26 protein-coding genes and 1 pseudogene are annotated in these 21650 nt (G+C 41.7%); 5 read left to right on the forward strand and 22 right to left on the reverse strand.

Features of this window, described 5'->3' with window-relative positions; genetic code table 11:
- Positions 1–14: 14 nt before the first annotated feature.
- From QL234_RS01015 to QL234_RS01080, 14 genes and pseudogenes are all read right to left on the reverse strand, one after another.
- Positions 15–341: a hypothetical protein gene (locus QL234_RS01015; protein WP_281556013.1), complete on the reverse strand. Its 327-nt coding sequence runs from the start codon at positions 339–341 to the stop codon at positions 15–17.
- Between the two features lie 92 nt (positions 342–433).
- Positions 434–739: a hypothetical protein gene (locus QL234_RS01020; RefSeq protein ID WP_281556014.1), complete on the reverse strand. Its 306-nt coding sequence runs from the start codon at positions 737–739 to the stop codon at positions 434–436.
- Positions 740–811: 72 nt separating this feature from the next.
- Positions 812–1273 (reverse strand): RDD family protein, encoded by a 462-nt coding sequence (locus QL234_RS01025; RefSeq protein ID WP_281556015.1) that lies wholly within the window; start codon positions 1271–1273, stop codon positions 812–814.
- A gap of 96 nt (positions 1274–1369) precedes the next feature.
- On the reverse strand, positions 1370–2194 hold the full coding sequence (locus QL234_RS01030; RefSeq protein WP_281556016.1) for a DUF2971 domain-containing protein: 825 nt from the start codon (positions 2192–2194) through the stop codon (positions 1370–1372).
- 90 nt (positions 2195–2284) lie between these two features.
- On the reverse strand, positions 2285–2821 hold the full coding sequence (locus tag QL234_RS01035; protein ID WP_281556017.1) for a hypothetical protein: 537 nt from the start codon (positions 2819–2821) through the stop codon (positions 2285–2287).
- A gap of 45 nt (positions 2822–2866) precedes the next feature.
- Entirely contained in the window at positions 2867–3286 is a 420-nt protein-coding gene (locus QL234_RS01040; protein ID WP_281556018.1) for a DUF6559 family protein, read from the reverse strand.
- A 134-nt stretch (positions 3287–3420) separates the two neighbouring features.
- Positions 3421–4824: a Fic family protein gene (locus QL234_RS01045; RefSeq protein WP_281556019.1), complete on the reverse strand. Its 1404-nt coding sequence runs from the start codon at positions 4822–4824 to the stop codon at positions 3421–3423.
- 256 nt (positions 4825–5080) lie between these two features.
- Positions 5081–5413: a hypothetical protein gene (locus QL234_RS01050; RefSeq protein ID WP_281556020.1), complete on the reverse strand. Its 333-nt coding sequence runs from the start codon at positions 5411–5413 to the stop codon at positions 5081–5083.
- A 93-nt stretch (positions 5414–5506) separates the two neighbouring features.
- Positions 5507–5785 carry a hypothetical protein gene (locus QL234_RS01055; protein WP_281556021.1) on the reverse strand — a complete coding sequence of 93 codons (279 nt, stop codon included), beginning with the start codon at positions 5783–5785 and terminating at the stop codon, positions 5507–5509.
- 285 nt (positions 5786–6070) lie between these two features.
- Positions 6071–6520, reverse strand: a pseudogene (locus QL234_RS01060) (T6SS effector amidase Tae4 family protein); the annotation flags it as partial.
- A gap of 273 nt (positions 6521–6793) precedes the next feature.
- The gene (locus QL234_RS01065) at positions 6794–7228 is read right to left on the reverse strand and encodes a hypothetical protein (RefSeq protein WP_281556022.1); all 435 of its coding nucleotides are present in this window, start codon (positions 7226–7228) and stop codon (positions 6794–6796) included.
- A gap of 558 nt (positions 7229–7786) precedes the next feature.
- A complete protein-coding gene (locus QL234_RS01070) occupies positions 7787–8332 on the reverse strand; it encodes a hypothetical protein (protein WP_281556023.1) in 546 nt (181 codons plus the stop codon).
- A 70-nt stretch (positions 8333–8402) separates the two neighbouring features.
- Positions 8403–8708, reverse strand: coding sequence for a hypothetical protein (locus QL234_RS01075; RefSeq protein ID WP_281556024.1), 306 nt, complete (start codon positions 8706–8708; stop codon positions 8403–8405).
- 225 nt (positions 8709–8933) lie between these two features.
- On the reverse strand, positions 8934–9143 hold the full coding sequence (locus QL234_RS01080; protein WP_281556025.1) for a hypothetical protein: 210 nt from the start codon (positions 9141–9143) through the stop codon (positions 8934–8936).
- A gap of 156 nt (positions 9144–9299) precedes the next feature.
- On the opposite strand from QL234_RS01080, the gene QL234_RS01085 reads away from it, so the two are divergent.
- Positions 9300–10076, forward strand: a complete 777-nt coding sequence (locus QL234_RS01085) for a hypothetical protein (protein WP_281556026.1) — start codon at positions 9300–9302, stop codon at positions 10074–10076.
- Here the strand turns inward: QL234_RS01085 and QL234_RS01090 are convergent.
- Together QL234_RS01090 and QL234_RS01095 are read right to left on the reverse strand one after the other, a co-directional pair.
- Entirely contained in the window at positions 10037–10546 is a 510-nt protein-coding gene (locus QL234_RS01090) for a hypothetical protein (RefSeq protein ID WP_281556027.1), read from the reverse strand. The genes QL234_RS01085 and QL234_RS01090 overlap by 40 nt on opposite strands.
- Before the next feature lie 480 nt (positions 10547–11026).
- Positions 11027–11266: a hypothetical protein gene (locus QL234_RS01095; RefSeq protein ID WP_281556028.1), complete on the reverse strand. Its 240-nt coding sequence runs from the start codon at positions 11264–11266 to the stop codon at positions 11027–11029.
- 422 nt (positions 11267–11688) lie between these two features.
- Here QL234_RS01095 and QL234_RS01100 point away from each other — a divergent pair, with 422 nt between their 5' ends.
- The 3 genes from QL234_RS01100 (at position 11689) to QL234_RS01110 (ending at position 14280) form a co-directional block, all read left to right on the forward strand.
- Positions 11689–12534, forward strand: coding sequence for a hypothetical protein (locus QL234_RS01100; protein ID WP_281556029.1), 846 nt, complete (start codon positions 11689–11691; stop codon positions 12532–12534).
- Between the two features lie 304 nt (positions 12535–12838).
- A complete protein-coding gene (locus QL234_RS01105) occupies positions 12839–13612 on the forward strand; it encodes a phytanoyl-CoA dioxygenase family protein (protein WP_281556030.1) in 774 nt (257 codons plus the stop codon).
- A 221-nt stretch (positions 13613–13833) separates the two neighbouring features.
- On the forward strand, positions 13834–14280 hold the full coding sequence (locus tag QL234_RS01110; protein ID WP_281556031.1) for a helix-turn-helix domain-containing protein: 447 nt from the start codon (positions 13834–13836) through the stop codon (positions 14278–14280).
- 172 nt (positions 14281–14452) lie between these two features.
- Here the strand turns inward: QL234_RS01110 and QL234_RS01115 are convergent, their stop codons facing one another.
- From QL234_RS01115 to QL234_RS01130, 4 genes are all read right to left on the reverse strand, one after another.
- The gene (locus QL234_RS01115; RefSeq protein WP_281556032.1) at positions 14453–14821 is read right to left on the reverse strand and encodes a VOC family protein; all 369 of its coding nucleotides are present in this window, start codon (positions 14819–14821) and stop codon (positions 14453–14455) included.
- A gap of 44 nt (positions 14822–14865) precedes the next feature.
- Positions 14866–15180, reverse strand: coding sequence for a DUF1330 domain-containing protein (locus QL234_RS01120; protein ID WP_281556033.1), 315 nt, complete (start codon positions 15178–15180; stop codon positions 14866–14868).
- 260 nt (positions 15181–15440) lie between these two features.
- Entirely contained in the window at positions 15441–16307 is an 867-nt protein-coding gene (locus QL234_RS01125; protein ID WP_281556034.1) for an MBL fold metallo-hydrolase, read from the reverse strand.
- Between the two features lie 548 nt (positions 16308–16855).
- Positions 16856–17587 (reverse strand): porin family protein, encoded by a 732-nt coding sequence (locus tag QL234_RS01130; RefSeq protein WP_281556035.1) that lies wholly within the window; start codon positions 17585–17587, stop codon positions 16856–16858.
- A 334-nt stretch (positions 17588–17921) separates the two neighbouring features.
- On the opposite strand from QL234_RS01130, the gene QL234_RS01135 reads away from it, so the two are divergent.
- Positions 17922–18317 carry a hypothetical protein gene (locus tag QL234_RS01135; RefSeq protein WP_281556036.1) on the forward strand — a complete coding sequence of 132 codons (396 nt, stop codon included), beginning with the start codon at positions 17922–17924 and terminating at the stop codon, positions 18315–18317.
- Positions 18318–18498: 181 nt separating this feature from the next.
- Here the strand turns inward: QL234_RS01135 and QL234_RS01140 are convergent, their stop codons facing one another.
- Together QL234_RS01140 and QL234_RS01145 are read right to left on the reverse strand one after the other, a co-directional pair.
- Entirely contained in the window at positions 18499–20832 is a 2334-nt protein-coding gene (locus tag QL234_RS01140) for a hypothetical protein (protein ID WP_281556037.1), read from the reverse strand.
- A gap of 39 nt (positions 20833–20871) precedes the next feature.
- Positions 20872–21336: a CesT family type III secretion system chaperone gene (locus tag QL234_RS01145; protein ID WP_281556038.1), complete on the reverse strand. Its 465-nt coding sequence runs from the start codon at positions 21334–21336 to the stop codon at positions 20872–20874.
- Positions 21337–21650: the final 314 nt, after the last annotated feature.

The raw sequence follows: 21650 nt of genomic DNA on the forward strand, positions 1-21650 counted from the left end.
GCAGCGACTAGTTATTATTTTTCCTTGTTTATGAAATTGTTAGGTGCTGATTCCTCCAGCTTGGCGCCACACTCTTTACAGTTTTTAGGGGGATCTATAAAACCGCCTTCTGGCTCTGAAGATAGGAATGGATTACTGCACTTAGGGCACTTATAAATATTTAGAGCACCTAGATTGAAAACTAAAAAGGCTAAAACTGAAAAGTAAAACCAAGCACTTTCCATTAACTCTAAAGCCTGAATAGCAAGGCCCAAAATAACCAAAGCTAAGCTGCATAATTTAATCAATAGATACTTACGCTTGACTACTTTGAACTGTGCGATTATTTGCTGATCATTCATAAACTTGCAATGGCACCTAACGCCTCAAACACAGGCCGGAGCACGCAGTGCGTAGGTCCAGCCAGCTTTGCTGGCGATTGTGGTTTGACTTGTTATACGCTTTTTGACCATTTTAGTATTTTATTACAAGCACTTACTACATCTGCTCTGTAGAACTCTCTGATTTCAGCTAACTCTTTATCCGATTTCATAAGGAATTCCGCGGAACAATTAACTCTCACATGTTTTAACGGTAAATGATCCGTATCTGATTCAATTACCCCAAATATATGAAAATCAGTGTCCCAACACTGGCCATAAAGCTTATTTCCAAGTTTCCATAACTTGATGACGTTATCTAGATAATCGTCATCGCTTTCCAGTAATTGATTTGCAATTTTAATTGCTTCATCAGACATTTAATTTACTCAAAACTCTAGAACGTATAACGGCTGGGCTCACGGGCACGCAGTGTCCCTTGGAGCCCTTTGTTAGCCACTAAATGTAACTGATTTAGGTTCCCGGTTCTTCTTCCTTACAACTACTGTCCCAGCAAGTTTATCATGCCAGCCTTGCTTACGTTCATCAAAAGCAATCCAAATGAATCCAAGACCAAGCGGTATCAATGATAAATAGTACGCAAAGTAACGCCCGATCAGCTGACCCGTGCTTGCAGCATTGCCTGTTTTTGCATCAACAATTTTTGCGGAAACGGCCATTTTCCCTGGAGTAGCTTGTTTTGCTACCCAAAACAGAATCACTGCAACGGCAGGAAATATCCAAGATAGCAAAAAATCCATTGGGCCCTGGACGAAGCTTCCACTTGTCCAATATGATTCACCATAAAATGCAGTCAAGATCGGCCATATTATAACTCCCAGCAAAATAGTGTCGATCAAAGAAGCACCAACACGTGGCCAAAATCCTACATATTCTAATTCATCAGATTGCATCTTCTTCTCCTATGTTTCTTGTGGCTAACGCTTTGCTCACCGGAAAATAAGGAGCGTAGCGAGTAATTTTCCGCGTGCAGCAACTTGTTATAAGGTTTATGCGCGGAACGGTATTACTGATTTTTTAACTGTAAGTTCATATTCGATATTTCCTGAGTCGACCTGCCAGATCCTTTCAATGCTATGTACAAATTCTGACATAGATGCGTACGACATCGCTTGATTCTGCACGGGACCTACTGTAATTGATTTTATGCAATCAAGTGTAATTGGCACTTCGATGTAAGGAATTAAAACATCCCCTCTTGGACGATATTTCACATTACTTGGGTATTCAGAATTATTCGATGGTAATACAATCCTTGACTCCTTTTCTTCAGAAAACCCACTGTGTTTAAATGTGGCAGCATCATAACTGAGAGATATTACAGCTTCTAACGCATCTACACCAAGACAACCATTATTTTTGGCCATGTCATTGCTGATGGCTGTTATTGCATCTCTGGCATGCAACCTAGCTTTTTCATTTTTTTGAGGATCGAGATATAGGCAATCGAGCAACTTGGATACTTCAGAAGTCAGGATCTCCTTATCGAATTCTATAGCATACGCTCCATAGGCTCTCCATTGGCTTAGGCAATCTGCTTCAGAACTTAGTGAAAATAAAAACAAAGGATCTTCTGAGACACCATATGTTTTTAAACCTGTAAGTGAGTCAATTATGTATTCCCTAGCCTTTTCATAATACTCAAAATTAGCAAAAACATCAGGTGATGGAGTTTTCATCCCTTCTATTAAAAAAGCTATACCGTCATGTAACTCTTGAGAGTCGTTCAAGTAACGAATGTCAGTCAACCAAAGCTTATTATTCTTAAGAATTGAATAGACAGCTTCTAAATCTGTGTAATGGTATAGCGACATATTCATCCTTTGCCTTATAACGCCCGCAACACCGGGCAGTTTGGAGCGCAGCGGAAAATTGCTCCGTTTGATTGCGCTTGTTAGCAGTTTTTACTCTGCTTTTGACAATGTTATTTCTCGATCTAGTACTGAGAAATCCCAAGAACCAAAGTTCTCTCGGAATTTGAACCCGTCTAAATCTTCTTCCCACACTACATTAGAATTCCTTTCAGACCAAGTAACACCATATTGCAAAGCATTACCTTCAGGTGTACAGATTAGTTTTTTTTCAGCTCCACTATTAAAAGTCTTTGAGGTTGTTATAGTACTGTTCGCCTTACAATCAACTATAAAATATGCATAAGCTCCAAGACTATAATCTTCATGTTTATATGCATAGATAACATATTTATCTTTTACATAAGTCTTGCGAAGATAGGTTTTATTAGTTTTTTCATCATATCTTATTTGAATACGATCATATTTGTCATACCACTCCCAATCAGCTGAAGTCCCATATTTCAGTTCTGCTTTTAATTTCTCTGCTCTTTCATATTGCTCATAACCTAAATACGAACCTGTTCCTACAATCATTAATAGAGCAAGCCACCCTATAAATTTTAATATTTTAATTAATACTGACTTCATGAACTCTGAGTACTCTGAAACTGCTAACAGCTTATTAAATGGCGATTAATCACCACCACCACCGCCATCTCCTCCACCGAAGCCACCACTGTCTCCACTTCCAAAACCACCAACAGATCCTGAAGCTGAGTTAGATGACTCAACTAAAAGTGTTGAGAATGAAAAGTCTGTGGCTCCGTTAAATAATGTATCGGAAATATCGCTACGCATTGCACCATAATCACAGTTTTCACCAGCACTATCGTGAATTCCCCTAAATTCTTCTGGGGAGCAATACATAGCATATGCGTAGCAATTGTCAGTTACGACAACGGCACCGCTGTTTCCTATTTTCTTACGTTTAATTGCGGCATCAACCTGCGCTTTGGAATAATATTGCTTATATCCATATTTAGCTTTCAAGTCCTGAGGCAACTTACTAGCATATTTTTTAATCTTTCGTTTTTTAAAGAAACTTTGGAACATATGCGAAACTCCTTGAGCCATTTAACGCTTTGCTCACCAGAATTTTGGGAGCGCAGCGAGTAAAATTTCTGTGTGTAGCGATTTGTTGTAAGTCTTACGATTGCTATGAACCAATCTTAAATCAAGTCGTTATGCTACTTTCCTCTTGGGAATAACTGTTCTTGTAACTTAGCAGGAGCAAAATATGTGTATTTATTTCCAACAGATTTATATTTGAGTAAAAGACCAAGCTTGTATAGTTTATCTAAATAGCCTCTTGCCGCAGTGGCACTTACATTATTATCTTGCTCTACTTCTTTCACCGAAAACTCCCTACCAGGATTTTTTAAAGCTTTTGAAATAATATCTATATGTTGACGCTGAAAATGTCCATATAAAGGGGATTCCGAAAGCTTTTCAACCATGTGTCTATTTTCATCTATTTTCTTTTGGATATAAGTAGAGAAATCACCCAATGCACCTATTATTATTTCTAGATTGAATTGAAGGAAGTATGTTAAATCCAGTTCATCTGTTTCTGTTTTTATATACGCACGTCCATAATCATTCGCTTTCTTTTTTATCAGTGCGGAAATAGATATATATTGAAAATTTTCATACCCATGTTTAATTGCATACCAATAAAATAATGCTCTTGCTGTTCTACCGTTCCCATCTAAAAAAGGGTGGATATAACCAATCATAAAATGTATAACTATGGCTTTAATTACAGGATGGATATAATTCATGTTCTCATGAATAGTATTTGCATACGAACACAAATCTTGAAGTAATTTCTCAACCATCTCTGCGTCAGGGGCGGTATGTGTAATTTCTCCTTCTGCATTATTTTTTGCAACTTCTATTTTTTTTTCCCTTAATACCCCTGGAACATGCTCATTCTCACAAACTTTCTCTGTGGCTATATGATTAAACTCTTGGATCAAGTCAATACTCAACTCTCTATCAAGATTATCAAGTGCAAACTGCATTAAATTCCAGTTACTCAAAATCATATTTTCGGAATCATCACTAGGAGCACGTCCAGACGAAAGCATTTCCTTTGCTACAGCTCTTGTAGTTGCCGCTCCTTCAAGCTGTGCACTAGTAATGGCCTCCTCCATAATTAGGCTCTTTACTAACATGTGCCTTTTCTGATCTCCAGTTAGCCCAGTATGTTCAAACCTATAAGCTTTCTCAATCATTGGGGGATAGTGATTCAGAGCTATAGGGCTCCAACAAAACTCAGAGTTATCCTCTGAAACCAAAGAATCATGTTGTTCCAACATTCTATTAAACTTTAAAGCCCACCAAGCCCATACTTTTTTACCTTTAAAGTCATTATCAAACCTGTGATGAAAATCATGCCAATGTAAGTACATTCCTTTACTACTAAAACCAAATTTCTTGGGATTAACTTTACGCATGAATTCAACTGGCATAGTTCCATAACTTTTAAACTCCTCATATGTAGGAGGAATTTGAATACCGTCTATTGTTCTTCTCCTAAACTTTGGAATTTGAAGTACATCAGAGGTTTTATTTTCATTTGAACCCATAGTAAACCAACTTTAACATAAACTTTGTATACCCATACTATATACTAATAATTGAAAGACTTTAATGTTATATAAAAACTTATTTAGAATATGTGTGTTTATAGAAAAGGGAGATTGTAGAAAGCACTAAAAGTGCATGGAGAACATTAGACTTATAACGCCTTGCTAAACGGCAGCCGAAACGCAGTGTAGGCTGTCCGGTGGAGGGCGCGTTTTTTTTGCGCCCGGAACGAATTTAAGCAACTTGTTATACGTTTTATACCGGATAGATTGACACTTTATATGCCCCACCCATTTTAGGAGACTTGCCGGTCACCTCTAACTCTTTAGAATTAGAGTTGTAGCTATATACCTGATAGTCAGTGGTAAAGTCCAAATGATAATTTTCTACAGTTAGTGAGCCACCTTCTGATAGGTTAATCTCTCCATCGTTGTAGCCATTGCGTATAATTTTCACTTCTGTCGTTGCTTTATCTGATGTCGCAGGGTTTTGATAATCAATTATTGCAGTAAAGGTGCAATTACCAAATTCATCACGATCAATATTGTTAGCTTCGATAAAATCGTGAATTGCTAAATGAGAGTCCATATTTTTCCCTTACGTATAACGCCCGCAACACCGGGCAATTTGGAGCGAAGTGGAGAATTGCTCCGCGTGATTGCGCTTGTTAGCAGTACATTGCTAGTTGTTAACTTTATAAATTCTTTCAATTTCTTCAAGATCAAATTTTTTAATAGAAGAAACTAACTCGTCAAAAGTAATCCCACTTTCAATTTCCATAGTAAAGTGACCTTTCTTCGGTTGATCATGGTAAATAAAACACTCAAAATCAAAGTCACAATCTTCGGTTAAGTAGTCATCCATTACATCGAATAACTCGTAATCATCAGTTGTAAAAGAAGGGAGATTTTCTTCGCTCATAAATATTGAAATATGAACTCCATGATTAATTATATTCACCTGATCTCCTTGTACTGCTAACGCTCGAAATGACGGCGCGCTTTTAGCGTCCGCTGGTTTTGTTTGTTAGGTATTTTTTATGCAAAAAAATACCAGCTATAAAACCTAATATGAAATAAATTGGTATATGAATAAAAATTAGCTTATCGAGCAATATAGTTTCGGTATCTGGCCCGGAACTAAGCTTATAAAATGTCATGTACATATCATTTGCATAAGGGGTAATGAAAACAGTTAATGTAATAACAAATATACAACCCATAATAAGTGCTGTGACATATTTCATTACATGATTCTCCAAAACCATATTTGCTTGGAGTCTTCATAGTCTGACCATTCATCAGATATAGAGTGGAGCCCAAACTCACCAAACCGTAAATATATTCTCGCCCATGATGAAATACTAGTTGTGCGCCGTCCATTCCATAAATCGATATGATCTCCACTTCTATTTCTAAAGCTCTCTTTACGATCATTACTCGTTCTTTGCCAATAATCTTTGAAAAAAATTACTCCCTTTTTTCCAAACAATTTATCCGAAAATTCATCAGGTTCTACTTTTATAACCTTCTGTACATCTGCAATAGGAAACTTATTAAGACCATTAGCCAACTCTTCAGCTCGTATCACATGACCTTGAGATGTATCATGTCCATGCCAGCAGTGTGTCGCTCCTGGTATATTTGAGGTTTTAATACCACACTTTGCCAATGCCACTCCAACTCTAATAGCGCACTGGTTAGCAAAGTTCTTTTCTTCGTTTGTTGTACAAGGGTTATCTCATTGGTAATAGTTGGATGGCATTCCCATAGCTTGTCGAATGTTAGCACAGCATATTCTCCATAATTTCTGTGTTTATGTTGCCTAACTATAGAAGGTGTCCACTAATTGTGGGTAACTCTGACATATAACGCCCCAATAAGCGGCGAATAATAGTTGGCTAAAATCGTGAACGAAGTGAACGTGCCCAACTGTTACGCGTCCTACTTGACTGGTTTGTTATAAATACTAGCCTTGCAACTGGGCCGTAATAGAGTCTTGAATTGCTTTCTCATATTCATCGTCGCTAACCAAATCTAGACAGACTTTTTTAGTACAATAAGAAACAAATTTTATAGGCTTATTGTCAGAATTTTTAGCTGTTAATTCGTAAAGAGTATAAGACTTAAAATGACTTTTATTGACTACAACATCAGTTGCATTTTTCTTAAAATCAGAAACCAAATCAATATTATTTAAGCGAAAATTGTAAAAATACATCGTATTTTGAGAGTCTATGCAAGAGTAAATAATTGAAAATTCCTTAGATTGTATATCTGCTCTAGCCACACAGCTTTTTGATAGAACCAGTTGATCAGGCAGTATGTGAACAACAACACCATCTTGGCTTTTTGCAAAGCTTTGAAAAGTAATGAGTAGTAATACCATGCTTAAAATTTTCATAGAGCCATTCCTTGTATTTATAACAATTAAGCAATTTATCTGTTGTCACTGCATGACAGATAAATAGCCTGTGGACTAAGCCGTCGCACCCAGCCTATATGGATTTTGTTTTTTGAGACAATATTGATACAAGGTGACTTTTACAACAGGGGCAGTCTTTACCGGTTTTTATTATCTTTATTGTTTCAACCTTTGCCAGCCAGTTTACCCCTTTATACGTCTTTTTCAAGACAAACTCAGCCCCTCCTGTCGCCTTTTTCTGTGCATAATGAAGACCCTAACGAACCAGACTAACTCGTTTGATATTGTCCTATAAGTGACCCCGGAGGGCTGATCCCTATGAATATCATCCCGCCATGATGGCAATGAGGACATTCTGGGCCGTTAGGTCCTTCGTCTTTTTCTGTCTTAACTTCGGTGCTCTCAGTGAGTACTTTCCCCAGGCTTTCCCGGATCAGGGTTAATGCCAACAATTGCCGGGGTAAGAAATTTCAGTTGTCTTTGTCCCTAAAGAAAGCGGCGAGTTTTGCGGTCAACACCAACCGGTTATTTTTTGCTTTAGCACTGTTGCAGTTCAAGTGCGTGTAGTTGATATTTCACCACTTCCAGCCATTTTTCCCTTAATACAAATATCCGGCGATCATCCGCCATCAACTGCTCGCGGCTGAACTTGGCCAGAAACTTATCTATGTACATTTGCTCTACCGCCAAATTCAGCTTTATGTCTTTAAGCGGCAGCCGGTTGACCCTGACTGTTGGATGAAATAACTCTTCGTTTGAGCGGATACGGCGGTATTTATTCCATTCCAGCAAAGCCAGGTCATGGCTTGGTTGGCTGCTTGTTTCAACCTGCTTTGGGCAGCGGCAATGCCTGCTTTGGCAAACCGGCAGATATTGTGCCCGGCCGAGCTTTTTTATTCGGGGAAAATAGCCGCGGCAGCAGGGGCGGGGTTTTATGGTGGAGAGCTTTTTACCTTTGAAGCTGTCGGGAACTATGGGGGCGGAAATGCCGGCAGTAATAAATTTAAGATGGTAGGGTTTTACCGATATTTCAGTGGGGGCGCTGCAGATAACCGGGTTATCAGTGCTTGTTTTAATCAACATGTGGTATGTCCTTATTCATGTTTAACAGGAGGTTATAGTGAAAAAGAGCCTTTAGCCGGTGTTAGAGCCTTCAGCCTATATAAGAGTCTTCGACCAATCCCTTGTTTAAATAGGTGTTTAATACTTGCTGCAAACGGCGGTTTAAGCCGTTGGCCATGGCTTCGCTGACCATGGCGCGGTAACTGTCATGATGGCCGCAGGGGTTGACCCAAAAATTTACTTCCAGGCTCTGTCTGCCGATGGGAATTTGCGTTTGCATCACCTCTCCGCGGGGAGCGTTGCAGCGGGGGCAATACCAGTTTACCTGCAGCGGCAGGGTGCATAATTCCAGGCTGGTTCGGGACAGGGCTACCGTGATCTGTTTTATGTCAGGCATATGTACCGCCTGGCTTTGTCTGGGTGGCATTGGTTGTCGGCAGAAGGGGTGTATAACTCTCTCTAAGAGGATATTTTGCAAAGCTGTTAAAAGGCAAGTGGGGCATAGTGATATCCTTGTGATCACGTTTAATCATCCTGATACGCGTTAGGGGTTTAGTTGAAGTAAATAAATGAAGTCGATGGTTTATGTCTAATGGTTGACGGAGTTATTGTTTTTTAAGAGTTAATCGTACTGGGCTGTTGAAGCATCCCAGTTTTCTATCGGGCCAAGGCCAAGTGCTTGCTCTTTTATTTCAAGCGACTGTTCTAGCAGTAGTTTTGCCATCTGAGAAGGTTTTCTTCTTTCCTGGCTGGCCAGGCGCATTACCCGTAACTTTAATCTGAGATTGTTAATGCCGAGCACCGGATTAATATCGTTTTTTTGTGCTTTCATATTCGCTATACTCTCTAAGTTGTTAATATTAACAATGTTAACCTCTCTTTTGAGAGGTGTTTGGCTTCGTGCGTATTATTGATCTCTCAAAAAGAGGTTGTCAATGAGGTTTTTCTCTTTATGAATGATTGTTTTTTAAAACGATTGGAAAATCATGTGCTTGCAAATAGAAAAATTTACACCTGGGGCAAGGCTTTAGGAGTAAGTTCTGGTGCGGTTGATAAGTTGTTAAAAGGTGCCGTGCCCGGTATCGACATTCAACTGTCTATGCAGCACAAAGAAAACTGCAATTTGACCTTCTTAAATACCGGCAAGGGCAAGCCTTTTAATGTTAACAATTTTCCCACCAGCCAGGGGATGATCGACTACGTGGCCGAGCTGTTAACAACGGCTCCCTGGAACATCTATATTGTCCGGGCCGACAGCCTGCTTACTTTGGTTTTTCAGCAGCCGGGGCAGTATGAATATAAAACCAAGCTGATAGATCATGACGTTTGCGAAGTACTTGTTGGCCAATATACCGAAGCCGTGTATAAATACTTATCGACCAAGCTCGAATACAACAAGGTATATTTCCCCAAGCTAAGCGAAGAAGTGGTTGAACAGATCACCTCGGGTGATATCGGCACCTTTGCCTTGTTTGGTGATAAAAAGACTTCCGGTATTTTAAATCATTTGAGTCAGGCAACTGCTGTGCTGGATGAACTCCCGCCTACGGTAGCCGGTGAACAAAATACTGCAGACAGCCATTTGATGCGGGCGGTGATCCGTTTAATTGAGCAGGCGCTTGTTGAAAACAGAATTGAATTGTCGGTAGAGACCCGGGCGAAGGTGATCACTGCCGGGTACAATTACGCGGTAAGAACCGGCAGCAGTGCTTCGGGTTTAGATCCTCACGGCATCTTAGCGATACTTGACACCATAGTTGAGTGACCAGCACTGCCTTGTTTGTGCTCCTGCTCTGATCTGCAGTAGGTTTCGGCATAATTCAAACAGTCTATTTTGATCTGGGTATTCACCATAATCCGCTGCTTGGCCGACATGTCGGTGTTAATAAAGTTGATCTGTTTCTGCAATATGCTGTGCGCCTGGGAAAACTGCTGATATTGCTGTGGTGACAGGCTCGCCTGTCCTTGTGTTCCCGGTGACACTTGATGAGGGCTATTAAAGTAGTTATTGATTTTCTGCGTGATAGCATCCAACTCGTCGATGCTTGCGCCGTTATTGATTGCCTGATGGTATTCTTGCAATAACAGATGTGCCTGGAAGAAAGGGGCATTTTTATATAAACGGGCGATCACCCGCTCTTTGAGGTTTTTCTCAAGCAGGCCAAAAGCAAGTACCATCACCACCATGACAGCTGCAAGTATCAAGGGTATATAACTAGCTAATTGAACGTCCATCTCTGCCTCTAACTCCTTTAATGCTGGCAAACAACAATATACCTGCAATGATATAATTAATTGGCACTACGGTCCAGCTATATAAGTCCCAAGTCCAATTAGGATCATTCCAGCCCATAATATTTCGCTGCCAGTGCATAAAGGCATAAAAGCAGACATTGATGGTCATCAGTACATAAATGAGTTTTATGGTTCTGCTTGTTGTCCATAATAACAAGGCGTGTATGGCAACAGACGCGATAAAGGCTCCGAAGTAAATGTATTCGAAGGTTTGATACCAAAGATATGTTTTTTCTTCTCTGGGGAGCCCTGAATATGCGCCTTGAAGAAAATGACGTGACGAGATCGCTATCAGAAATAGCAAACTGAAAGTGAATAACGGCCAGTTTTTATTTTTTAAGCAAATGAAGATTGGGATGATCGACATAATCATTAAGATTATGTCGCCATAATACAAAGTGTATTGAACTATATCGCTCATTATTTAGGGTGGATACCATCTCCAGAGCGGAGTCTAATTGGAGATGCATCTTTTTCTTCATCATCCCCTGGCGGGTTTTCCGGCTCGGTAGTGGTTGTAGTGTCATCAGCACCTCCAACGACGTGTGTTAACATGTCGTCATCAAGAGCTTTATTTACCAGCTGATCTTCGGATTGATTTGAAAGGGTTTCGCCTGATTGTGGCTGGCGCTTGCCAAAAAGCTTAAATAACTTTTCCATGAGGTTAAGAACTCTTTTGTTTCCATTAGTAGACTATTCTGGCAAAACCCGTGCGGGACTGTCAAATATATTAACCCCAGTTTCCATGCCTCTTACAGCAGGTCAGAGTAGTTTTTGACAGTTGCTAATATAAGCAGAATTGCTAGCGTTTCGTTGCTATTTGATATTTATCATTTTTTGTCGCTCAGGCAATTAAAGCCACCGGATAATGTACCCGTGCCGGTACGGAAAAGTTTTTAAGTTGAATGTTTTTAATCTGGTGGTTGTTTTTGAAAATTAATGGTCATACATAAGTGGCTATTTGGCAAAAAAAGCATAAAAAGTAAACAGGAAAAACCAGCCAAAATAAAGGCCCCATATTGCGCACCTGACAAGTGGAAATTATCATGAGATTTTTACGTTAAAGATAATGGATATTCTAGATGTATAAGAAAACCCTTTCCTTAGTTGCTGCCCTTGTTGTAACGCCGGTATTTGCTGATCAACCCTCAACAGGTTTTGATTGTCAAAGTGAAGTCAGTGCGCCAATTGCCGGGCAATCAACCTTTTTATCTTCCGGCAGATATTGCTTCACAGAAAGGCCGAAAAACGAGGATATTGATGTTAATCGGTTGCCCCATGCCGATAAGGTCGTGGCAGCTATAGCCAGCCGATATGGCGAGGCTTACGGCAAAATGAACACCGTTGAAAAGAAGGTACAGTTTGTTGACTTATTTTTACTCAGGTTTAGTCGTGAATATGTTGTTCATGCTAATCTTTTCAGCTCGATAACTAATGGTAAACCACTTTATGAAAGCGTGTCTCTTACCGGATACCGGCCGGAATATGAGTCTATTTTAGATCAGGCATGGCCAATATTTTCTGATGGAAATGGCGAGGTTGACCCTCAAAGAGAGCAGTTGTTATCGGTACTTATTTTAATGGCCCAAAATAACCCCTTAACGCCCGAATATGACAATTATATTGTTGATGTGGTCAACTGGGTGTTAGGCACGCCCGGAAAAAAGTCTTTTAGCCCAAGCCACTCTGTGCAAAATGACGGTGGCACTTGGGAAGCAGATTCTGAGTATGAGAATTGGGCTAAAGAACAGGCCGAAAACTGGTGCAATGATTGTTCATCCAGCTGGATTCGTAATTTTAACTCCGGACTGGCTTATTTACTTATTACCAGCAGAACAGAAATGTGGCCAGCTTATCATTACTACCGGAGCTGGACAGGTGGTGGCACTGGCGGAAATGATCCCTTTAAACCGATCCCACCTCGATAGTAATGGACGAATAAAAGTTGTATAAACAGTGAATTATTTTTAATTGCTCAACAAGGCGATTGCTTTTTTGAGCAGTCACTTTTTTACATCTTGATTTTTATAACACTGAAACGGACACATGGCTGTTAAGAGTAGCCAAGCTAACAACGGAAAAAGCACAAAGCAATTTCTCTCCTGTTTCACAGATATTTAATAACGCCTTGATAAATATCATGAGCTTGGTGCTATTGCTTCAGAGTAAATTTTCAAGCTTTGCAGTGTAGCCAATTTTAGAGGAAGCTAGGTTGATGTTAATGGTGACCATATGAAAAGCGCATATGCAGCAAACGGCTATTTTGTCGTTAAAGGTCTGTTTAATAAGGATGAGCTACAAAAACTGCGGACAGTCGTATTGGCTTTTCATGAGTCGTGGCAGCAAAAAAACGCCAGGTTTTATGCTGAAAAAGCCGTCAACTCGGCTTATCTCACCGGGCGTGAACACCTTGATGATGCCGGGAGAAAGCAGTTATTTCGCTTTATCGGCTCATCCCGGTTAATGGATATTGCCACTGCGGTTATGAACCGGCCGCCGGCTTTTATGAATACGCAGCTGTTTTTCGACCCGGTTAATAAGTTGCAAAAAAACTACTGGCACAGAGATCCGCAATATCACCTGTCTGTTGAAGAGCAGCAAGCAGCGCTGGCAGGCCCGGATGTGATTCATTTCAGGGTGCCTTTGGTTGATGAGCCGGGTATTGAGCTGATCCCCGGCAGCCATAAGTGCTGGGACACAAACGAAGAGCTTGAGGTGCGGTTGGAGCACAATGGCCGGAAAAATTATGATGACTTATCCCGTGGCGTAAAAGTAGCGCTGGCGGCGGGCGATTTATTGGTGTTTTCAGCCAATATGATTCACCGGGGGTTATACGGACAGGATCGGCTGTCGCTGGATATTTTGTTGTGTGAACCAGAGCCTGACTTGGTAAAATTTGCCGATGATGCTTGCCTGCCCAGCCGGGAAATCATGAAAACGCTTGAGCATTCAGCGGCCTTTGAAAGCACTATCCGTTTAAAGGCAATCGCAAAAATGCAGGGCTAGTGGCTGAGGGCGCGTTTGATGGTTAAGTGGTTTTGACATTGCAGGTTGCAATTTAAATTAAACATTTGTATTTTCTTTTTGTTAGGATTGAGCAGGGTGATCCTAAGTAATCACAAGACTTTTTCACCACTCACTACATGTGTTTGCATGTATGTGTAATAGATGCGCTTGCATGTAGTGTCAAGTGTTGTAAGAGAAACCAATTATCGTAAGTTAAACTGATGTCGAAAAAACCCGAAGAATATGTTGTTGATGCTTGGATTGCGTTGTTACGGGCGAAAGAGCATGCCCTCGATCATGTAGAAAAATCTTTTAAGGAAAATGGCTTACCACCATTTTTTTGGTACGATGTTTTATGGGAGTTAGATAAAGCTGGAGAAAAAGGCCTCAGACCCTATGAAATAGAGCAAGGCATGTTGCTACCTCAATATGGCCTTTCCAGACTTTTGGCAAGAATGGATAAGGCTGGTTATGTTGAAAGAACTCCCTCGCCTGTCGATGGGCGTGGCCAGCAAGTTACTATCACAGAACAAGGTAGAGAGACTCGCCAGAATATGTGGGAGGTCTATTCAAAAGGCATTCAGTCAACCGTTGGCGATACCTTTAACGAAGAAGAATGTCGAACGATTCAAAATCTCCTGACCAGGCTTCATCGTCAAAAAGTTTAAAGAGCATAAAACAGTATTTTATTGGGTCAATTAAATGACTCCCGAGCTGACAGTACCGTTTGAAAACGTGTAACTGTCAACTCTGGCCTGACTTACTACAGCTCAATCAATGGCTTACCAGTATCTAATCCTATGCATGAACTTATTAAGGCTCGCTGGTCAGATATCCACTTTATAGTACACAGAAAAAGTTAAGTTTATTGCCATCGAGATCACGAAAGTAGCCGCCATAAAATTTTTCCCCTCTTTTTCCCGGATTACCTTCGTTGGTAGCGCCAAGTGCTATAGCTTTTGCATGCAAAGCGTCGACTTGTTGGGGACTTTCTACAGCGAGCGCGATCATAACACCATTGCCTATTGTTGCAGAGTTACCGTTAAAAGGTTTAGTAATGGACAATTTTGGCTGATCTGGAGCAACCGCCCAGGAGATAAAGGTTTCGAATTCCATAAATCTTGTCGCGCCAATCTCTGACAGTAATTCGTCATAAAAATGGGCACCTTTTTGTAAATCGTTTGTACCTAACGTTACGTATCCAATCATTTTATAAGCCTCTATATGTGTTACCGTGTTTTAGTTATAACCAATTATTGGGAAAAACCAATGGTAAAATTAGGTTCAAGAATTGCTGTGCGCATTTCGATAATCTCTTGATACTCGTTGCAACGCCAAAAGTCTTCCAGGTGCTGGCGCGAAGGAAATTGGATCATGCTCAGTCCGGCATTTGCCGGCCATTCGCCCTCGAATGTTGACATGCTGGACGCTTTTGCACCCGCGATGAGCAACTCGCCTGCAAATTTTTCTAATATGATATTCGAGGCGCGGGCATATGCGCCAAAACCCTTCATATTATCTGTTTCGGTAAAGCTGAACAGCAGATAAGCTGCTTTATTATTGGTCATTTGGTTTTCCTTCTTTAGATTGCTAAAAAATACCTTTCCTCAATCTATTCAGAATGAGGGAGTTAAGTTGCCACAAAACCACAGGAACATTTGCTCCAATGACTGAACAGCAAACCTGCTGCGGCGGTGCAGGTATAAGTTCACGGCAAACAGGTCGAATAATTTCTATATAAGTGGCAGTACTTAAGGTGGTAAAAGCATGAGCCTAATTACGTACGTATATAAGCTCGTTAGTGTTTCGCCATTAATCGCTGATGCTTTTATCCACCATGGAAAATTGAATAAACCATGCGTTCAACGTGTGCAGCGAGGTCATTGTAGTTTCCCAGGGCTTTATACTTTGGCAGTTTCACTTGCTTTGGCAGCGTATTTACCACAGCCATGGTTGCAGCAAAACTTTCTTTCATGGCCTTTTGCAGAGCTGGCTCAACAGCAGTAAACAAGTCGTTATAGAAATCAGCCGCCAATTTAAGGTGTTCAGGATTGATGTCTTCTGAGTGTGTGGTAATGGCATATTTCGGTTTATATGCAACAAGTGCGTTAAGCAGTTTTCGGATACCTAAGTGGTTTGAATCGGCGATAAAAGCGCCTTGTGTGATCGAGCCGGCTTCATACAAGTCGGCCGAGTAAACCACGCTTTCTTTTGGCAGGTGCACTGCAACCATGCCGACACCATCGGCAGCACCATAGTGTAAAAGGTTGACCTTTGTCTTTCCGACCGCCAAGGTTGTTTTATCTCCTACATAATGATGAACGTTTTTTGGTGCTTGCCCTGTGACATCCAAGCGAAAAACCGGCTTGGTTGCCTGGTGTGCATAGATTTCGGCGTTTGGGAAAAGCTCTGTGCCGCCAACGTGATCATAGTGCTCATGTGACAGCACGATCTTTGTAACGGGAAGCGCTGTTAATTTTGCTATTTCTGACTTGAGCAAAGCAGCACGGCCTGCGTTCGCAGGATCTGTGATCAGAACCCCTTCATCACCAATGACAACCAGCGACTGATAGTGGTACAGAAAGATCGAATAAACATTATCCGATAGTTTTTGAATTCCCGTTCCTTGTGCCGATACCTGAGCCCCGAACGACAAAGTAAAAATAATTAAAATAATGTGTGTTATGTATTTCATGATTAATCCTCAAATTACCAGGTGATAGCAACCTGATTTGTAGATGCAAATGCATGTAGGTGTGTAATGTATATGCAATCGCATCTATATGCAAATAAATATGCATGTGCATTTACATTGTTTGCTTCACTACCTATATGGATTCTGAGCTTGAAGCTTATGTCCCGAAAGCCCGGAGTTCTTTAATAAGAGCCTAAGATCATGTCCTTAACTTTTTCGAAAACGCACTAAAAGAGAATGGTTTATCTCGATTTTCATGCTATGGCGTTTTATTGGAACTAGGGAAAGCCGGCGATAAAGATCTTTGTCGCGATGAGTTTGAGAAATGATGGGGCAAGAGGGGCACGCTGTGACAATATCCAGCAAAGGATGCTATTTTTCTTTTACAGCAGAAACCACAACCTTGTTATTTTCCCCGTCATGACTTTTCGAGCCTGGAAAAAACAAATCGAATTAAAGCAGCCAAACTTGATAATCAATATGTTTAGCTGCTCTTAATGACTGCTCCCTTTAATCAAGACATCAATTTTAAAATGCAGCCACCATAATTAAAATGTGTAGGAAAAGTTTGCAGTAATTTCGTGAGCGGTTATCTCTGGAAAAATAACCTGATCACCGAGAGGATCGACTGCCGTTTCGGCTGAGTTCATATCAATGTATTGATAATCTATCCCCAGAGCCATACTCTCCGTTAGCAGGTAACTTATCCCTGCACCAACAGACCACGCAAATTCATCTGATTTTTTATCGGGGTAGCAAAATAATGCCTCTCCAGGACATGCTGTAAGAGAGGAAAAGTCAAATGTCGCAAAAAATGGCTGAATATCAAGCTCTGCATGTACATCATGCCTGGCAAGACCAACTCCTGCTTTAATATAAGGCTTTAGCTTGCCTGACCCCGGGGTAAACTCATAAATTCCGTTAATCATCAGCGACTCGGTATCTGCTGTGGCAAGCGTTTGAAAAGTATTGCCTGCAAAGAGTCCGTCAGGATTAGCTGAGAGAGGCCGGTTGTCAGTTTCAAATTCGCGAGTTCGATATTCAATTTGAACAGCAAAGCCATTGCCAAATCGATAGCCAAGACCAAGTCCGAACACATTGCCATTATCAACAGCATACCCGTCGACAGGCGTGTTGGCTTGGTTTGTTCCTCGCTGAACAGCATTTTTTCCCTCAAATGATGAGTGGCCTAACGCCACGTTAATAAAAACTCCGGGTTCAGAGTTTGCAAAACTTGAAGCGCTAAAAAGTACGCCTGCTAAAAGAATGACTTTGTTCATGAATAAAAATACCTATTGAAAATTTTGATACAGCTATTACTTAGCTATGTTCATGCACTTGCATGTACATGATTAAAAAACTACATGCGAATGCATCTAAAGTCAAGGGAGTGTTTTGGAATGGAAGGCTGCGGCTTGGCAGTATTTATTAACCTCTTCTACTCGCCGTAAATACCTTATGTCGGCTGTTCTGCTACTGACTATTATGGTTCTTTGTTTTGCATTTATCCGTTTTATGCCTATATTTAGAAAATACCGGCGTTAGTTACTGATTTATATCGGGAATTGATTTCGTCAAGCAGCAGTTACCTACCTATAAGGGAATATATCAAACATGAAAAAGCTATTACTTACGCTGTTGGTTATTTGCATTATAAGCGCCATTTCATTAACTGTTGTTCATTTAACCGGTGGTTTACCGCCGGACGGACGGCCCGGATGCCTGAAACTTTTCGGCATACTGGCTTGTATTATTATTGCCGTGGTTTGTATGGTGCTTTTGGGCAGCTTGCTGCTCAACAAACGTCACGTTTATTACTTTGGCCTGGCCGTTGGCTTTGGTGTTTCTACCTGGTTCTCTTCACGAAACATGCTGGGTCTTGCCTCTTGTCCCGAAGTTTTTCATTTAAAATCCTGCTATGTGGTTTTTGTCAGTATGATAGCGTTTACCATACTCGGGGTTATGTATTTCAGGGAGAAAATGAAGGAGCAAATCGGCGAGCAGCAATAGTCTGATATGGCTAATACAAAAGTAAATATTTCAGTTATTATGCTTGCTGGCAGGTGAGTGAAAAAAGGAATGGATTAATACCTGGTTACTGTTGTTATTGCTCTGGACCATACCCTGATCATCATGCATTTGAGGTGGCTCAGTTTTGCTGAGCCACCTGGCTTAATAAAGCTGTAGCGCCTTATTTTTCTTTATAGGCTGCCAGTAACTGAGCGGCAATCTCCCTGAAGTTGTCGTCGGTAACATAGGGTTGATCCATCAGCAATTTCATCGCCTCTTTGGCCTGAATTTGTGCCGGATCATCACCCCGCATATTGAGTAAAGTGGCAGCGACAGTATATTCACTGTCATGGAACGGATCTTCAGAGCGGGATTTTAATATCTCCAGGCCCTTGATAACCGTGTCTGAACCGGCTTTGTTGGTGCTGGCTGCTTCTTTGAGTTCATTGGCGGTTCTGTCTATCATCAGCGCTAATTCACCTTTTGAGCTAACGTTCAGGTTCTCCAGCTTTGATTGATAAGCCGAGGCCAGTTCACTGGCTATCATTCTGAAACTGTTGTCGTTTACGCCAGGCTGCTCCAGCAGGGCTTTCATCGCTTCTTTGGCTCTAACCTCTGCCTCGTCTTTTTTACCTGTCATATGGAGTAAGGTGGCGTTGACGGTATAGTCGCGGTCGTGGAATGGATCTTCAGAGCGTGTTTTTAATACCTCCAGCCCTTTTATCACTGTGGCCATGCCGTCTTTATTAGTGCTTGCGGCCGCTATCAGCTGGGTAGCCGTCTGGTCTATCTGTACTTGCTCTTGTGGTGACGGGCCTTTTGTTGCTTCGATGATGTTAGTCAGGAAGAAATGTAATCCCTTGGTATTTTGGGCGGTAACTTCCCCTTGCAGTGACTCTGTCCATTTATTCGATTTAGAGAGAAATTGGCTTGAGTCTTCATCATATTGATCTGCCAGGCCGGCATGTTCATATAGCGCATACAAGGTTGCTCTTGAACCAAATTCCTGTTCGAGTTTTTTCGCCAGATCGGTTGCGTTTGAGTTGGTGAGCGGATTTTCAGCAAAAAAATCCCGCAGGTTAGCATGGTCCGGTTCTGTTCTGTGTGAAGCCGACAGATCACCGGCGCCTACTTTCAGATCAATGCCGTTTTCAATCGCCTCTATGGCTTTCATCACCACAGGTACGGTATTGGCCAGGTCTCCGTAGAGATAGTGAGAGCTTTCCAATGCCTGTTGGATCTCCTGTTTATCTTGCATGGATAAATCGCTTAAATCACCGTAGGCAAACTGGATGGGTTCGAGCAGGCGGTTTAGCCATTGATGAAACAGAATATCGTTTTTACGTAATCCTTTTACGTCGCCCATGTCGGCATCGGTTTCCATCAGGTCGACTTTACCGTCTTTATCCAGGCTTTCAAGCAGGCGGTTCATGCCCAGCGCCCAGTCATCCTTGGATGGACCCTTGAGGCTGTCGCGAAAATTAGTATCATCAAGCTTGATTTCCTTACCCGTGACATAGGAGTGGAACAAGGCTTGTTGGGTACTGTTAGTCGGATATCTGTCAACCAGTATTTCTTTCAGGCTGGCTTTGGGGGTGTCGAGTTGGTCCCACATTCTTTTCAGGGAGTTGATATTTTCTTTGGGCGATTTCACCTCCAGGTGGTCAACCAGCTCGGCAGCGTCATGGCCTTTAGAGAGTTTGTCGTTAATAAACTTGCTCATGCTAAAGACGGGATCGCCAACCAGGGTGTTACTCGACAGGGTCACCAGGCCGCTACCACTTTTGTCGGCCTCAAATGAATATTGCTGCATTAAAATGTCGTCCATCATGTGCAACAGTTGTCCTGTTTCTACACCAGACAAGCTATGTTTGCTGATGGCCCCTTGCACGTGTTCGCTGATTTCGTCTTTACACATTTCATAACGCGCATATCCCATGATCAGTGAGAGCGCGACATCGTTCTGTTTCGACTCGGCTTCTTTTACCAGGGCGAACAGGCCGCTGGTATCCGGATTTTTGCCGTTGGCGTTATCGCTTATCCAGCTGCGGACGGCATCTGTGTTATTTTCAGTTGCCATTTCATGAAGCGCCGTGAGGGCGGGGCTGAGTTTTCCCTGTAATTCGGTATCGCTTATGCCGTTAAGGAAAAAGAGCTGAGATACCGCGCTTTGAGGCTTCATGGTCGGGGTGAGCATGTGTTCTATTTCGCCGTCGCTTTTATTGAAAACCGAGGGCTGGCGCATCAGTCCGGAAAGTGCCGTTTCGATATCTGCAAATTTACTGTTAAAGGCATCTCGGGTGAAGAATTCAACTTCCTGGCTTTTTTCCTCTGTGGTCGGCTTACGTATGTCAATCTGATAATTATCCGGAAAGGCGTGCTGTTTTATGGCCGACTCAGCAGAAGTGACATTCTGAAAGCAAAATTGCATTTTTTCCTTGTTATCGTTATTGGTAACTTCAACAATACGGGTGAGGTATGAATGATCGAACGAATTTACGGTAGTGGTTTGCATTATTTATCTCCTGATGATTAAAGGTGGTTGTAAAGTGGCCTAGATCCTGACCATATGAAGCGGGTGTTGCTGCGCCTGGGCGGGAGTGCCTGACTCCTCAAGTAAGGTATTGATATGGTTTCGTAATGACAGGGCGGCGTGGGACAGGTTTTCCAGCATATTGCCAAATTCACGGGCCGTTATTCCCTGGTATTCGTGGCTGTAGCTGAGGATCAGGCTGTGATTGTCCTGGTCATAGCCAAGCGCGCCGCCATAGGTGTTGGCAGGCTTTAAATTAAGTGCCAGTAGTGTCTTGAATAATGCCGTATCCGCGGGCTCGGCTAAGTCGCAAATATGGAGTAACACGGTAAAATTTTCACTCAAAGGCTCGCCGCAAATCATCAGCTCTATGTTGTTGCTGGTGGTCATAAAGCATCTGTTGTCCTGATCAAGGGATAGCGGGGCTGCACTTGAGCTGTTTAATTCCTGTAACCACAGGTTGAGAGTGTCGGTTGTATTGTTCATGTGTCTTCCTTTGGCTGTCGGTTTTATTTGCTGGTATTGAGTAGGTAACCGGTTATCAGCCAAGGATTCACATTAGGTTGAAAAATATACAGTTCGATGTGTTGAGTTAGTTTTATCTGTGTTGTGGTGCCGGCGCTTTCTTTATCCGGGATGAAAAGCGCTGACTCAAATGATGCTGGAGTCGTTTTGATATTGCTGAATCAATATCGGGATTTTTTGAGTGTGACTAAGCTCTTGTATGACTGGTATTTCGCGATTGAGCCGGTTGCTTTATGGTTGTTCACTGGCCTGTTTTCGCCTGTCGGCAATGGCGG

Source organism: Thalassomonas sp. RHCl1, from assembly GCF_947387555.1.
Taxonomy (GTDB): Bacteria; Pseudomonadota; Gammaproteobacteria; order Enterobacterales; family Alteromonadaceae; genus Thalassomonas.